Annotated in this window: 9 protein-coding genes and 1 pseudogene; 6 read left to right on the top strand and 4 right to left on the bottom strand. The window is 59.5% G+C overall.

The window, feature by feature from the left end:
* Nucleotides 1-48: 48 nt before the first annotated feature.
* Both BSF44_RS17795 and aqpZ read left to right on the top strand, forming a co-directional pair.
* Nucleotides 49-1,881 (top strand): ABC transporter ATP-binding protein, encoded by a 1,833-nt coding sequence (locus BSF44_RS17795; RefSeq protein WP_095944615.1) that lies wholly within the window; start codon nt 49-51, stop codon nt 1,879-1,881.
* 299 nt (nt 1,882-2,180) lie between these two features.
* A complete protein-coding gene (aqpZ, locus tag BSF44_RS17800; RefSeq protein ID WP_095944616.1) occupies nt 2,181-2,879 on the top strand; it encodes an aquaporin Z in 699 nt (232 codons plus the stop codon).
* 11 nt (nt 2,880-2,890) lie between these two features.
* On the opposite strand, the gene BSF44_RS17805 is transcribed toward aqpZ, so the two are convergent.
* Nucleotides 2,891-4,015, bottom strand: coding sequence for a GNAT family N-acetyltransferase (locus tag BSF44_RS17805; RefSeq protein WP_095944637.1), 1,125 nt, complete (start codon nt 4,013-4,015; stop codon nt 2,891-2,893).
* Nucleotides 4,016-4,295: 280 nt separating this feature from the next.
* On the opposite strand from BSF44_RS17805, the gene BSF44_RS17810 reads away from it, so the two are divergent.
* Nucleotides 4,296-5,627: a putative porin gene (locus BSF44_RS17810; protein ID WP_095944617.1), complete on the top strand. Its 1,332-nt coding sequence runs from the start codon at nt 4,296-4,298 to the stop codon at nt 5,625-5,627.
* A gap of 219 nt (nt 5,628-5,846) precedes the next feature.
* Here the strand turns inward: BSF44_RS17810 and BSF44_RS17815 are convergent, their stop codons facing one another.
* From BSF44_RS17815 to aceK, 3 genes are all read right to left on the bottom strand, one after another.
* Nucleotides 5,847-6,968 (bottom strand): beta-ketoacyl-ACP synthase III, encoded by a 1,122-nt coding sequence (locus BSF44_RS17815; protein ID WP_095944618.1) that lies wholly within the window; start codon nt 6,966-6,968, stop codon nt 5,847-5,849.
* A 323-nt stretch (nt 6,969-7,291) separates the two neighbouring features.
* Complete coding sequence (gene hrpA, locus BSF44_RS17825; protein WP_095944620.1) at nt 7,292-11,203, bottom strand: ATP-dependent RNA helicase HrpA; 3,912 nt, start codon at nt 11,201-11,203, stop codon at nt 7,292-7,294.
* Nucleotides 11,204-11,391: 188 nt separating this feature from the next.
* Nucleotides 11,392-13,110 carry a bifunctional isocitrate dehydrogenase kinase/phosphatase gene (gene aceK, locus BSF44_RS17830; RefSeq protein ID WP_095944621.1) on the bottom strand — a complete coding sequence of 573 codons (1,719 nt, stop codon included), beginning with the start codon at nt 13,108-13,110 and terminating at the stop codon, nt 11,392-11,394.
* Nucleotides 13,111-13,269: 159 nt separating this feature from the next.
* Between aceK and BSF44_RS17835 the strand changes: the two are divergent.
* From BSF44_RS17835 to BSF44_RS17840, 3 genes and pseudogenes are all read left to right on the top strand, one after another.
* Nucleotides 13,270-13,593, top strand: a pseudogene (locus BSF44_RS17835) (EamA family transporter); the annotation flags it as partial.
* A 702-nt stretch (nt 13,594-14,295) separates the two neighbouring features.
* The gene (locus BSF44_RS29840) at nt 14,296-14,529 is read left to right on the top strand and encodes a hypothetical protein (RefSeq protein ID WP_141250047.1); all 234 of its coding nucleotides are present in this window, start codon (nt 14,296-14,298) and stop codon (nt 14,527-14,529) included.
* Nucleotides 14,526-14,756 carry a hypothetical protein gene (locus BSF44_RS17840; protein ID WP_095944622.1) on the top strand — a complete coding sequence of 77 codons (231 nt, stop codon included), beginning with the start codon at nt 14,526-14,528 and terminating at the stop codon, nt 14,754-14,756. Before BSF44_RS29840 ends, BSF44_RS17840 begins: the two co-directional genes overlap by 4 nt.
* Nucleotides 14,757-14,864 lie beyond the last annotated feature (108 nt).

Here is a 14,864-nt window from a genome sequence, read left to right on the forward strand (position 1 = left end):
CAACGCTCAAAACGTTAAAAGGAGAGCCCGTACGCGGGCGAACAACCCATGCTTTATCGCCGCTTTGAAAAACTGATCGATGTTTTCCGCGAAGCACCGACGGCGTCTCCGCCAGACCGTGTATTCCCTTTTTATACCTATTACCTCAAGCAGGTCTGGCCGAGCTTCGCCGCCCTACTGATCGTCGGCCTGATCGGTGCGTTGATCGAGGTGGCGCTGTTCAGCTACCTGAGCCGCATCATCGACCTGGCCCAAGGCACGCCGAACGTCAGCCTGTTCCAGGATCACGCCCTCGAACTGACCTGGATGGTAGTGGTTGCGCTGGTGCTGCGCCCGATCTTTGTCGGCCTGCATGACCTGCTGGTGCACCAGACCCTGAGCCCCAGCATGACCAGCATGATCCGCTGGCAGAATCACAGCTACGTGCTCAAGCAGAGCCTGAACTTCTTCCAGAACGACTTCGCCGGGCGCATCGCCCAACGCATCATGCAAACCGGCAACTCACTGCGCGATTCCGCCGTGCAAGCGGTGGATGCGTTGTGGCATGTGCTGATCTACGCCATCAGTTCCCTGGTACTGTTCGCCGAAGCCGACTGGCGCCTGATGATCCCGCTGCTGACCTGGATCTTTGCCTTCATCGGCGCCCTCTGTTACTTCGTGCCACGGGTCAAGGATCGTTCGGTGGTGGCGTCCGATGCGCGCTCCAAACTCATGGGGCGGATTGTCGACGGCTACACCAACATCACCACCCTGAAGCTGTTCGCCCACACCAACTTCGAACAGCAATACGCCCGCGAAGCCATCAAGGAGCAGACCGAGAAGGCGCAACTGGCGGGCCGCGTGGTCACCAGCATGGACGTGGTCATCACCAGCATGAACGGCTTGCTGATCGTCTGCACCACCGGCCTGGCCCTGTGGTTGTGGACGCAGTCGTTGATCAGTGTGGGGGCGATTGCCCTGGCCACCGGTCTGGTGATCCGCATCGTCAACATGTCCGGCTGGATCATGTGGGTGGTCACCGGCATTTTCGAAAACATCGGCATGGTGCAGGACGGTCTGCAGACCATTTCGCAACCGGTCTCCGTTACCGACCGCGACCAGGCCAAACCCCTGGCGGTGGCACGTGGCGAAGTGCGCTTCGAACAGGTGGACTTCCACTACGGCAAGCGGAGCGGGATCATCGGTGACCTCAACCTGACCATCAAGGCCGGTGAAAAAATCGGCCTGATCGGCCCGTCCGGTGCCGGCAAATCGACTCTGGTGAACCTGCTGCTGCGCCTGTACGACGTCGAAGGCGGACGCATCCTGATCGACGGCCAGAACATCGCCGACGTCAGCCAGGAAAGCCTGCGCGAACGCATCGGGATGATCACCCAGGACACCTCGCTGCTGCACCGTTCGATCCGTGACAACCTGCTGTACGGCAAGCCCGACGCCACCGACGCCCAACTCTGGGAAGCGGTGCAAAAGGCCCGGGCCGACGGGTTCATTCCTACACTGTCGGACGCTGAAGGCCGCACCGGTTTCGATGCCCACGTCGGTGAGCGCGGGGTGAAGCTCTCCGGCGGCCAGCGCCAGCGCATCGCCATCGCCCGGGTACTGCTCAAGGACGCGCCGATCCTGATCATGGACGAGGCCACCTCGGCACTGGATTCGGAAGTCGAAGCGGCAATCCAGGAAAGTCTCGAAACCCTGATGCAGGGCAAAACCGTGATCGCTATCGCTCACCGCCTCTCGACCATCGCCCGGATGGACCGGCTGGTGGTGCTGGAAAACGGCAAGATCGCCGAAACCGGAACCCATGCCGAACTGCTCGCACATGGCGGTTTGTATGCGCGGTTGTGGCAACACCAGACCGGTGGGTTTGTCGGGATCGATTGATCCCCTGAACAACACACTTCCCCTGTAGGAGCGAGCCTGCTCGCGATAGCGGTGCGTCAGACAACATCATTGTTGAATGATATTCCGTCATCGCGAGCAGGCTCGCTCCCACAGGGGTCCAGTGAAGCCGATCGATCACAGAAGACCGCCAGCCCAGCCAACAACAGGGCCTGGCGGTTTTTTATGCCTGCTGGAATTCTGAAAAAACCGTGCTGTACTCACTCCAACGTTCTGGAGATGGTTCTGCAGTCCATCGGCTGGATGCTTAAGGCAGCATAATCTCGAAAGGGCTCACTCTCATGTCTCTGTTAAAACGTTCGGCTACAGAGTTGGTAGGTACGTTCTGGCTGGTGTTGGGTGGTTGCGGCAGTGCGGTGTTGGCGGCGGCTTTCCCGGAGGTGGGGATCGGCCTGCTCGGGGTGTCCTTCGCGTTTGGCTTGACCGTGTTGACCATGGCTTTCGCCATCGGCCATATTTCCGGCTGTCATCTCAACCCCGCGGTATCCCTCGGCCTGGTGGTGGGTGGGCGGTTTCCGGCCAAGGAATTGCCGGCCTACATCGTTGCTCAGGTCATTGGTGGTGTGATTGCAGCCGCCCTGTTGTACTTCATTGCCAGTGGCAAACCCGGTTTCGAACTGGCGGGAGGTCTTGCATCTAACGGCTATGGCGAACACTCGCCCGGCGGTTATTCGATGACGTCAGGGTTTGTCACTGAACTGGTGATGACCGCGATGTTCATCCTGATCATCCTCGGCGCCACCGACAAGCGAGCACCGGCTGGCCTGGCACCCATTGCCATCGGCCTGGGGCTGACGCTGATCCACCTGATCTCGATCCCGGTCACCAACACCTCGGTCAACCCGGCGCGCAGCACCGGCCCGGCGCTGATCGTCGGCGGCTGGGCGATTCAACAACTGTGGATGTTCTGGGTCGCACCGCTACTCGGTGCAGTGGTCGGCGGCGTGCTGTATCGCTGGCTGGGCAAGGAAGAAAGCTGAAACGCTGATGATCAGCCTTGTCGATAAGGCAAGGCTGACTTCGCCTCCTCTGCATAAGCCAGCACCCCCAACCGCTCCTGCTCCAGGAAGTCTTTCACCGCAGCTTTCAATCCCGGATGCCGCAAGTAGTGCCAGGAATGGGTAATGACTGGCTCGAATCCACGAATCAGTTTGTGTTCACCCTGTGCCCCGGCATCAAAACGCTGGAAACCGTTGGCAATGGCATAGTCCATGCCCTGGTAGAAGCAGGTCTCGAAATGCAGGCGATCGAACTCCGCCAGGCATCCCCAGTAGCGGCCATAAAAGCTGTCGCCCCCCACCAGACTGAACGCCATCGCCACCGGCCGTGAACCTTGCCTGGCCAGCACCACGCGAATCGACTCCGGCATGCGCTCGGCCAGCAGGCTGAAAAACTCCCGCGTCAGATACGGCGCCTGCCGGCGCACCGCGTAGGTATTGGCGTAACAGGCATAGACGAAATCCCATTGCGTCTCGCTCAGTTCCCGACCTTCGAACCACTCGAAATCGAAGCCCTGCCCGGCCACCTGCTCGCGCTCCTTGCGCATCTGTTTGCGCTTGCGCGAACTGAGTACATCGAGGAAATCCTGGAAATCCCGGTAGCCGCGATTCTGCCAGTGGTATTGACAGCCAACGCGCTGCAGCCAGCCGGGCTGCTCGCTCAATGCCGCGTCAGTGAACGGATCAGTGAAATTGATGTGGGCGCTGGAGAGCCCTTCAAGTTCAAGGTAGCCCGGCAGGCTTTTCAATAACTCGAAACCCTCTTCGACCGTGGCCGCCAACAGCCGCGGCCCGCTGACCGGACTGAACGGCACCGCGCTCAACAGTTTGGGGTAGTAGTCGATGCCGGCACGCTCACAGGCATCGGCCCAGGGGTGATCGAACACGTACTCGCCGTAGGAATGCCACTTGCGATAACCGGGTAGCGCGGCGATCAGTCGATCGCCTTCGATGTGCAATAAATGCTCGGGCTGCCAGCCGGTATGGGGGCCGACGCTGCCGCTGTCTTCCAGCGCGCTCAAAAAGGCGTGACGCAGAAAAGGCTGAGTCTGGGGCACCAGTGCGTCCCAGGTCTGCGGGGCGATTTCTGACAGTTTTTGCAGGCGTTGCAACGGCATCACCATCCTCACTCTTCATGGCGTGAAAGCCCAGCGAGTATCGCCTATCGCTCTGCAATGCACACGGGCAAAACGACGACAGTGCTCTAACTCAATAGTTCACGACGACTTTGTATCGTCATCGACATGACATCACATTGCCACCGCCCTGTAATAAACCATCGCGATACTGGCGCCTGTTTTTAGAGCGCCGGGTTATACCCGGCCACTGTTTTCCGCCCCTTACGGTCGGTTGTGACCCGGATGGCTCTGTCATCCCCTCTCATCTTCGGAGATTGATATGCGTCTTGCTTCCACGAAAACTGCGGCGGCCTTGTGCGGTGGCCTGTTGGTGGCCATGAGTGTTCCGGCCAGTGCCGCAGTCGACGCCAAACTGCTCGACATGCTCAAGGCTAACGGCTCGATCACCAATGCGCAGTACAGCGAACTGCAAGCCGAGCTGGCCAGGGATCAGAAAGACCAGCAGATCGCCCGTCAGGCTCAGCAAGAGACCAACGAGCAAATTGCAGCCACCGCGAAGAAAACCGATGCACTGAGCACTTTCGACCAGAAGCTGGCATGGGCCGCCAAGACCCAGTTCAAGGGTGACGTGCGCTTCCGCGAAGAAACCGTGCACAACGATGGCGTGCCGAACAACAAGGACCAGGACCGTCAGCGCATTCGTGCCCGCCTGGGTGCCTACAGCGAAATCAACCCGCAGGTCGACACCGGTATCCGTATCGCCACCGGCAGCAATGACGACGCTCGCTCGACCAACCAGGACCTGAACAACTACTTCGACAAGAAGCAGATCTGGCTGGACCAGGGTTACATCGACTACCACCCGGACGCGATCAAGAACCTGCACCTGGTTGGCGGCAAGATGCCGCAACAATGGGTGAGCATGGGCGACATCATCTGGGATAGCGACATCAACCCGGAAGGTCTGGCCGTCACCTACAAGTACCCGCTGAGCGGCAGCACCGAGCTGTTCGGTAGCGCCGGTCACTACACCCTCAAGGACAACGTCGACGGCGAAGGCGTGCAGTTCAAGCACGACCTGCGTCTGTACGCCGGCCAGTTGGGTGCGCGCTTCGCCATCACCGACAGCATGAAAATGACCTTGGGCGGCAGTCTCTACGCCTACGACAACGACGACAGCAGCGCTTGCCCTACCTCGGGTACCGTTACTGCGCCATGCGCACTGGCCGTCAACGGCAACAGCCCGGGCGAGCAGTTCAATCTGTACGAAGGTTTTGGTCAGCTGGACTTCAGTAACCTGCCGGTTCCGCTGTCGATCTACGGTCAGTACGTCAACAACACCGATGCCAGCAACGACCAGGACACTGGCTGGCTGGCCGGTGTGAAGTCCAAGCTCTATGGCTTCAACGTGGACTACAACTACCGCGACGTGCAGCGTAACGCTGTGGTGGGTGCCTTCACCGACTCCGACTTCGCCAACGGCTTCACCGGTTCGCGCGGCAGCAAGCTGAAAGTGAGCTACGACCTGGACAAGAACTTTGCCCTGGGCGCGACCTACTACATGGCGACCTCGGACCAGACCAACGCCAACATCAAGAAAACCGATTCGGACATCAACACCCTGCAACTGGATGCCGAAGCCAAGTTCTGATTCTCCCCGCTATACGACTCGGGCAGGGAAGCCCGGCCCCTTTTACAGCCTGGCGTTGGTGTGTCGGTCCCCATCATCCTCCGACACATCAACGCCGGGCTGTTTGTTTTTGCCAGCCCGCCATTGTAGGAGCGAGCTTGCTCGCGATAAACCTGAGCGCGCTGCGGGGCGCCAGGTTTACCGCGTTATCGTTGACGACCATCGCGAGCAAGCTCGCTCCTACAGTTTGCGCAGCAACACACTACCAATCGAATAACCGGCACCGAACGAACTGAGCACGGCCAGCGAACCGGCGGCCAGATCGTCCTGGTTCTTGTGGAACGCAATCACGGAACCGGCGGAACTGGTATTGGCGTAGGTGTCGAGAATCACCGGCGCCTCTTGTTCGGTGGCGTCGCGACCGAGCAGTTTCTTCACGATCAAGTGGTTCATGCTGAGGTTGGCCTGGTGCAGCCAGAAGCGCTTCACGTCGCTGACGTTGAGCTGGTTCTCTTGCAGATGCGTTGCGACCAGCTCGGCCACCATCGGGCAAACGTCACGGAACACCTTGCGGCCTTCCTGCACGAACAGTTTGTCCCTGGCACCGATGCCCTCTTCCGCCGCGCGGTTGAGGAAGCCGAAGTTATTGCGGATGTTGTTGGAGAACTTGGTCAGCAGCTTGGTGCTGACGATGTCGAACTGGTACCTGGACGTCGCCAGGTCGGCACGCTCGATGATCACCGCAGTGGCGGCATCGCCGAAGATGAAGTGACTGTCGCGGTCACGGAAGTTCAGGTGGCCGGTGCAGACTTCCGGGTTGACCATCAGGACCGCCCGGGCCTGGCCCAGTTGCACGCTGTTGGCAGCAGTCTGGATGCCGAAGGTCGCCGAAGAACAAGCCACGTTCATGTCGAAACCGAAACCCTGGATGCCCAGCGCTTCCTGGACTTCGATGGCAATGGCCGGGTAGGCACGCTGCAGGTTGGAACAGGCGACGATCACGCCGTCGATGTCGGCTGCGGTCTTGCCGGCGCGCTGCAAGGCTTGTTCGGCGGCGCCGATGGCCATCTGGCAAAGCACCGACCACTCGTCGTTGGAACGCTCCGGCAGGCGCGGGGCCATGCGTTGCGGGTCGAGGATGCCTTCCTTGTCCATGACAAAGCGGCTCTTGATGCCGGAAGCTTTCTCGATGAAGGCTGCGCTGGATTCGGTCAATGCTTCGACTTCACCGCGCGCAATGGCGTCAGCGTTGTCGGCGTTGAATTGCGCCACATAAGTATTGAAAGACTGCACCAGCTCTTCGTTGGAAATGCTGTTGGCCGGGGTGTACAGGCCGGTGCCGCTGATGACGACGTTATGCATGGTCGTGTCTCTAATCTGTTCAGGCAGAAAGCATTGGCACCGTCGTACCAACACATAAAGGGTCTATTCCCATCCGGGGGACGCAAACCTGGCATCGCTTTATTCCTGCTCGCAACCTGGTCGAAGGCTCTAGGTCGCGAAACTGGCGTTTATGGTCGCGAAGTTTGCCATAAAGCTTGGGTTTTGGCGCCTTTTGCGAGAGCAACGCAATACTTGTAGGAGCGAGCTTGCTCGCGATGAACCAGAGAACGCCGTGGGGTGTCAGGTTCCCAGCGTTATCGTTGACGACCATCGCGAGCAAGCTCGCTCCTACAGGGATTGTGTCAGGGCTCTACCTGGCTCCACTGCTTGTTCAATCGCTTGTCGGAGATCGGCACCTTGGTTCCCAACTGTTGCGCAAACAGCGAAACCCGGTATTCCTCCAGCCACCAGCGATACAACTCCAACTGCGGATCGCGCTTGCCTTCCTGGGCGTGTTTGCTGGCGCGGGTCTGGTATTGCGTCCACAGACCGGACAATTCGCCGCTCCAGACCCGGTCGCGCTGCACCTGGGCACCGATTTTTTCGAAGCGCTGCTCAATCGCCTTGAGGTAACGCGGCAATTCCTTGAGCCACTGCATCGGCGTTTCCCGGACAAACCCCGGATAAACCAAGTGGCTGAGCTGCTGCTTGATGTCGTTCAGGGCCACGGCTTGCGCCAGGTCGATCTTGCCCTTGAAGCGTTTTTGCAGGCCATGCCAGAGCTTGAGGATTTCCAGGGTCAGCTTCGCCACACGCTCGGCGTGCTCGGTCCAGGCGCCGCGCTTGCGCTCGGCCAGGGACGCCAGACCGGCGCCGTCGCGGGGCAACGGGTCTTCGCCTTCAAGAATGCAGCTGTCGAGGCTGGCCAGCAGAATGTCTTCCACCAACGCATCGACGCGCCCCATGTCGCGGTACAGCAGGCCCAGTTCGGTCAGCCCCGGCAACTTGCCACGCAGGAACTTGGCAGGCTCGGCCAGTTGCTGCATCAGCAAGCGTTGCAGGGCACGGCGATGCTGGAACTCGGCCTCGGCCGGGGTCGAGAAACGCCCTTCCTTGACCGTCCCGGCTTCTTCCACCAGCGCCGGGTAGACCGTCATCGACAGCCCTGCGATCTTCTGCTGGGTTTTCTCGGCCACGGCGGCGAACACTTTCGGCTCCACCGGCTGCTGGCTCTTTGCGGTTTGCGGTACCGCCAATGCAGCCTGGCTGGCCTCGGCGAAACGCGCAGTCAGTTCGGCCAGATCGCGACCTTCACCGAGGAACTTGCCTTGGGCGTCGACGATTTCCAGGTTCATCCGCAGATGGCTTTCGACCTGCTGCGCCGCCTCGGCCCAGGCTTCATCGCTGACCCGCGCACCGGTCATGCGCAGCAGCTCGCGACCCAAGGCCTGGGGCAGCGAGCCCTCGGCAAAGGTCATGCGCTGCAACGCCGCCTTGACGAAGTCCGGCACCGGTACGAAGTTCTTGCGCAGCGCCTTGGGCAGGTTGCGCACCAGGGCAATGCACTTGGCTTCGATGACGCCCGGTACCAGCCACTCCAGGCGTTCCGGTGGCAACATCGGCAGCAGCGGCGCCGGCACGCGCAGGGTCACGCCGTCGCGCGGGTGGTTCGGTTCGAAGTGATAACTCAGGGCCAACTCCAGATCGCCGATATGCAGCGTGTCCGGGTAATGCTGGGCGGTGACTTCACTGGCTTCACGGGCCAGCACGTCTTCTTCGCGCATGATCAGCAGCTGCGGGTCTTTCTGGCTGTTGATCCGGTACCAGCTGTCGAAGGTCGCGGTCTGGTGGATCTCCGCCGGCAGTCGCGCGTCGTAGAAGGCGTACAGGGTTTCTTCATCGGCGAGGATGTCGCGACGGCGGGCCTTGGCTTCCAGCTCGTCGAGCTGTTCCAGCAATTGCTTGTTGGCCGTCAGGCACTTGGCCCTGGACTGGATCTCACCACGCACCAGCCCTTCGCGGATGAACAACTCGCGGGACACCACCGGGTCGACCGGGCCGTAATGCACCGGCCTGCGCCCGACCACGATCAACCCGAACAAGGTGATCTGCTCGAACGCCACGACCTGGCCGCGCTTCTTCTCCCAATGGGGTTCGAAGTGGTTTTTCTTGATCAGGTGCCCGGCCAGCGGCTCGATCCAGTCGGCGTCGATCTTGGCGACCATGCGCGCGTAGAGCTTGGTGGTTTCCACCAGTTCGGCGGTCATCAGCCATTGCGGACGCTTCTTGCCGATGCCCGACGACGGATGAATCCAGAACCGCCGCTGGCGCGCGCCGAGGTAATCGCCGTCTTCGGTTTTCTGCCCGATCTGGCTGAGCAACCCCACCAACACCGCTTTGTGCAGTTTCGGATAGTCCGCCGGCTCTTTATTAAGGCTCAACTGCATGTCGCGGCAGATCAGGCTCAATTGGCGATGGGAGTCGCGCCACTCGCGCAAGCGCAGGTAATTGAGGAAATTCTTGCGGCACCAGTTACGCAGCGGACTGGCCGTCAGCGCCTGGCGCTGCTCTTCGAAACCGCGCCACAGATTGACCAGCCCGGCGAAGTCCGAGTCGACGTCTTTCCACTGAGCGTGGGCCTGATCCGCCGCTTGCTGACGCTCCGGCGGACGCTCGCGCGGGTCCTGGATCGACATGGCGCTGGCGACGATCAGCACTTCCTGCAAGCTGCCGAGCTTCGCCGCTTCGAGCAGCATGCGGCCCATGCGCGGGTCCACAGGCAGCCGCGCCAATTGACGACCGAGCGGCGTCAGCTGGCTATTGCGATCCACCGCCGAGAGTTCCTGCAGCAGGTTGTAACCGTCGCTGATGGCCTTGCCATCCGGCGGCTCGATGAACGGGAACGCGGTGACCTCGCCAAGACGCAGATGCAACATCTGCAAAATGACCGCCGCGAGGTTGGTACGCAGGATTTCCGGATCGGTGAATTGCGGGCGACCGAGGAAATCCTCTTCGCTGTACAGGCGCACGCAGATGCCCGGCTCGACCCGTCCGCACCGGCCTTTACGCTGGTTGGCGCTGGCTTGGGAAACCGCTTCGATCGGCAGGCGCTGGACCTTGGCGCGATAGCTGTAGCGACTGATGCGCGCAGTGCCGCTGTCGATCACATAGCGAATGCCCGGCACAGTCAGCGAGGTTTCCGCGACGTTGGTCGCCAGTACCACGCGACGCCCAGGGTGAGACTGGAAAATCCGCTGTTGCTCGGCCGGCGACAAACGCGCGTACAACGGCAGGATTTCGGTGTGCTTGAGCTGGGCCTTGCGCAGCATGTCGGCGGCGTCGCGAATCTCGCGCTCACCGGGCAGGAACACCAGCACGTCACCGGGACTGCGGCGTTCACTGCGCTCATAGGCGGCGATTTCGTCGAGGGTGGCGAGGATCGCCTGATCCACCGTCAGGTCGTCCTCGACGCGGTTGCCCTCTTCGTCCTGCTCAAGCGTCAGCGGCCGATACCAGGTATCCACCGGGTAGGTGCGGCCAGACACCTCGACAATCGGCGCGTCGTCGAAGTGCCTGGAGAAACGCTCCAGGTCGATGGTCGCCGAAGTGATGATGACCTTCAGGTCGGGACGGCGCGGCAGCAGGGTTTTCAGGTAGCCGAGCAGGAAGTCGATGTTGAGGCTGCGTTCGTGGGCTTCGTCGACGATGATCGTGTCGTAGCGTTCCAGATAGCGGTCGTTCTGGGTTTCCGCCAGCAGGATGCCGTCGGTCATCAGCTTGATCAGGGTGCTGGAATCGCTCTGATCCTCGAAGCGCACCTGATAGCCGACCAGCGCGCCCAGCGGGGTGCCAAGTTCTTCGGCGACCCGGCTGGCGACACTGCGCGCAGCGATCCGGCGCGGCTGGGTGTGGCCGATCAGGCCATGCTGGCCGCGACCGATTTCCAGGCAGATCTTCGGCAACTGGGTGGTTTTGCCCGAGCCGGTCTCACCGGCGATGATCAGCACCTGGTGCTTTTCCAGCGCTTTCTTGATTTCGTCGCGCTTGGCGGCGATCGGCAAACTGTCGTCGTAACGAATCACCGGCAAGCTGGCCTTGCGCGCCAACACCTGCTCGCAGGACGCCTGCATCCGCGTCACCCACTGGCCCAGCCTGGCCTCGTCGGGTTTCTTGCGCAGCTCAAGCAACTGCCGCCGCAGCCGGTGGCGGTCGGCGAGCATGGCGTGATCGAGGTTTTTCAGCAGTTTGTCGATGGAGGGCGATTCGTCGGTCATCGGGTACGCAATTCAGTCGTCTAGTGGCGCAGGGTGCGGATTGTCGCAGATTTTACGACCGCTGCGCGGCCGATCGCGAGCAGGCTCGCTTCCACACTGGATCTATAGCGGCCACAAAATCGGGGTACACCACAGCCCAATGTGGAAGCGAGCCTGCTCGCGATCAATTGCGCAGCAATTGCAGAGGACTACTCGGTGTCCAGGCCTTTACGCCGATAAGGAAATACGTCAATCACCTTCCCCGCCCGAATCGCTTCCTGCAGGCTCTTCCAGTAATCGGCGTTATACAACTCGCCATGCAACTGATCGAACAACTTGCGTTGCCCGAAATCGGCAAACAGGAACGGCGGAAATTCCTCGGGGAACACGTCCAGTGGCCCGATCGAGTACCACGGTTCGGACGCCATTTCATCTTCGGGTGTACGCGGTAGCGGGATGTGGCGGAAGTTGGCCTCGGTCAGAAAGCAGATCTCGTCGTAGTCGTAAAACACCACACGACCGTGACGGGTCACCCCGAAGTTCTTCAGCAGCATGTCGCCGGGGAAAATGTTGGCCGCCGCCAGTTGCTTGATCGCCAGCCCGTAGTCTTCCAGCGCTTCACGCACCTGCGCCTCGTTGGCGTTTTCCAGGTAGAGGTTCAGCGGGGTCATGCGGCGCTCGGTCCAGCAGTGACGGATCAACACCGTGTCGTCTTCCACCGACACCGTGGACGGTGCGACTTCCAGCAACTCCTCCAGACACGCCGGATCGAACTTGCTCAGGGGGAAACGGAAATCGGCGAACTCCTGGGTATCGGCCATGCGCCCGACCCGATCGACGCTTTTCACCAAGCGGTACTTTTCGATCACCGTGGCGCGGTCGACGTTTTTCGACGGCGAGAAACGGTCCTTGATGATTTTGAACACGGTGTTGAAACCCGGCAGGGTGAACACGCTCATCACCATGCCGCGCACGCCGGGGGCCATGATGAACTGGTCGTCGGTGTTGGCCAGGTGATTGATCAGCGCCCGGTAGAACTCCGACTTGCCGTGCTTGTAGAAGCCGATCGAGGTGTACAGCTCGGCAATGTGCTTGCCCGGCAGGATACGTCGCAGGAAGCCGATGAACTCCGCCGGCACCGGCACATCCACCATGAAATACGAACGGGTGAACGAGAAGATGATCGACACGTCCGCCTCATCGGTGATCAGCGCATCGATCTGGATGCCGCGACCCTCGAGGTGCAGCAATGGAATCGCCAGCGGCCATTGCTCGTCGGCGGTGTAGATACGCCCCACCAGGTACGCGCCCTTATTGCGGTACAGCACCGAGGAAAACAGCTCGACGCTCAGTTCCGGGTCCTTGCACACCCAATCCGGCAGGTTCTCGCGCAGTTGCGCTTCGAGGCGTTTCAGGTCACTGGACAGGTCGGCGTAATCCTCGCTGAAGCGATAGTCGGCAAAGATGCTGGCGAGCATCGCCGACAATTGGCCTTGCGGCTTGTAGGTGCGGGTTTGCGCGGCCCGGGCACGGCGCAGGCTCGGCCGGGTGGTGTGGATGAACATGCAGCCGTCGCTGATCAGGTCATGGCTGAACAGCCCGCAGAAGATCGAGTTGTACCAGGTCTCGGACAGTTCATCGTCGAAGCGCAGGTCGATCAGCCTGATATAGGCGCTCTTGACCAGCGGCCAGCAACTGACGTCCAGGGTGTCGGCGTCAAACGCGGTGCGCAGTCGCTCCACCGTTTCACCGACCTTGTCTTCGTACAGATTGATCCGCGCCGCCGATGCCGACTGAGTCTCTTGCCACCTGGCTTGCTCGAAACGGGCCCGGGCGCCGTCGGTGATCTGGCGAAAATGCTCGCGGTAATCGTCAAAGCCATCGAGGATCAAGCGGGCGATGTCGGCGGCTGGCCATTGCTGCGGCATGGAGAGACCTCTGCGGGAATTCGGGAGGCTTGAGCTTAGCCAGTGAACCGGGTGCAGGAGAAGCGTAATTTTCCGGGTGAATTAAATGCCCGGTTTTCGGTTGCCATCGATCACACACTCAGCAACACTTTCGCCCCTCCCCCAAGGAAGGACCGCGCAGTGAACCCCGTCGATATTTTCCGTTTACTGTCCCTGGCGGCCATTTGGGGTGCGAGTTTTTTGTTCATGCGCATCATTGCCCCGGTGATTGGCAGCATTCCGACCGCTTTTTTCCGTGTATCGATAGCCGCTGCCGGACTGCTGGTGATTCTCGGGCTGATGCGCATCAGCTGGGACTTCAAGGGCAAACTCAAGACCGTGATGCTGCTCGGGGTGATCAACTCCGGGATTCCGGCGACGCTCTATTCGGTGGCCGCGCAGGTGCTGCCGGCCGGCTATTCGTCGATTTTCAATGCCACGACCCCGTCAAGATCGGCATTGTTGGTATGATCGATTTCCCTTCCTTTATATAGCTGCTGGTTGTCCTGCTGGTTGTGCCTACGTCACGACGCTGACCCCACACAATAGCCCAGCCCTATTGACCCACAACCCACCGATACAAATAAATATCTTGACCACTTGGCACAAATAATGCTTGACAAATTCAGAACTTCCTGTAAAATGGGCATATAGAGGACATAAAAGTTCTTAACAACTTCTGTCTAACTGCGTCCGAGTGGTTAGCCTTCGCCGGGTTTTAAATTCCTTTTTCCCCGGCAACTCTTTCTAAGACTCTGTGCCAGCAGCCTCTTAGACCATTTGCCAACTTTTTCAGAATGAGTTTCCACTTCCCGCTAGTGAAGGGCAATGTACTAGCAACTTATTCCCCTACTGCCGCCTACAGACTTTAACCAGTTTGCTTATCTGCTTTTTCAAACTCTGGTTATGGTAATAGGCAAACTATTTGTGTGTTGTGAATTGTCATTGGGAAATGACAACAAGGTTATGGGCCAGAAATGGCCCATTTTTTCATCCCGCATAAAGTAAACGCCACTTCCTGAATAGCCCCACCCCAGAATACCCAAACCCCACAAACTCTGAAATCCTACAATCCAATAATTATGGAGGTAAAGCCGTGCAAGCTACCACCCGAAACTGTGAGTGCTGCGGCGCTCCATTCATCACACTAACCGCTAAAGGTAAGTCTTGTTCAAGACGCTGCCAACGCATTCTAACGAAAAAGAAAAAGAAGGAGACAAAAAACAATGCCAGCCAAGACTGAAACCTGTGGTTATTGCCTCAGACGTTACACGGCGTTTACATGCCGCAGCCAATACTGTCACGAGTATTGTCGTAAAGCAGCCGCTAGAAAGCGAAAGCGAGAAGCAGCAACCCAACTACCCCCACAACACTACCAATAAGGAACTTACCTTCCCATGATTCATATCGAAAACCTCACAATCAATATCAACATCCAAACCCCTACGATCATCGCAGGCAAGACCAGCGAACAACAGGCAGCTGAATATAGAGAACGTATTCAAGCTGAAGACGATACAAAAGCCGGTGCTATCAAACGAATGGTTTACCGTCAGCGTCTAGCTGATTGGGCACGTAGTCGCTTTGGTGATGACGTTGCAAATACTATCCTTGGAGGTAGTTACTAATGCTGATGATTCCAGCCTGTGCAACACTTGCACTTTGCTTGGCGAGTGCATTGATTGGAGCCGGAATTACCGGCCATATCATTCTTTCCAAACCAACCCACACAACCC

The sequence above is a fragment of the Pseudomonas sp. ACN8 genome (assembly GCF_002303925.1).
GTDB lineage: Bacteria > Pseudomonadota > Gammaproteobacteria > Pseudomonadales > Pseudomonadaceae > Aquipseudomonas.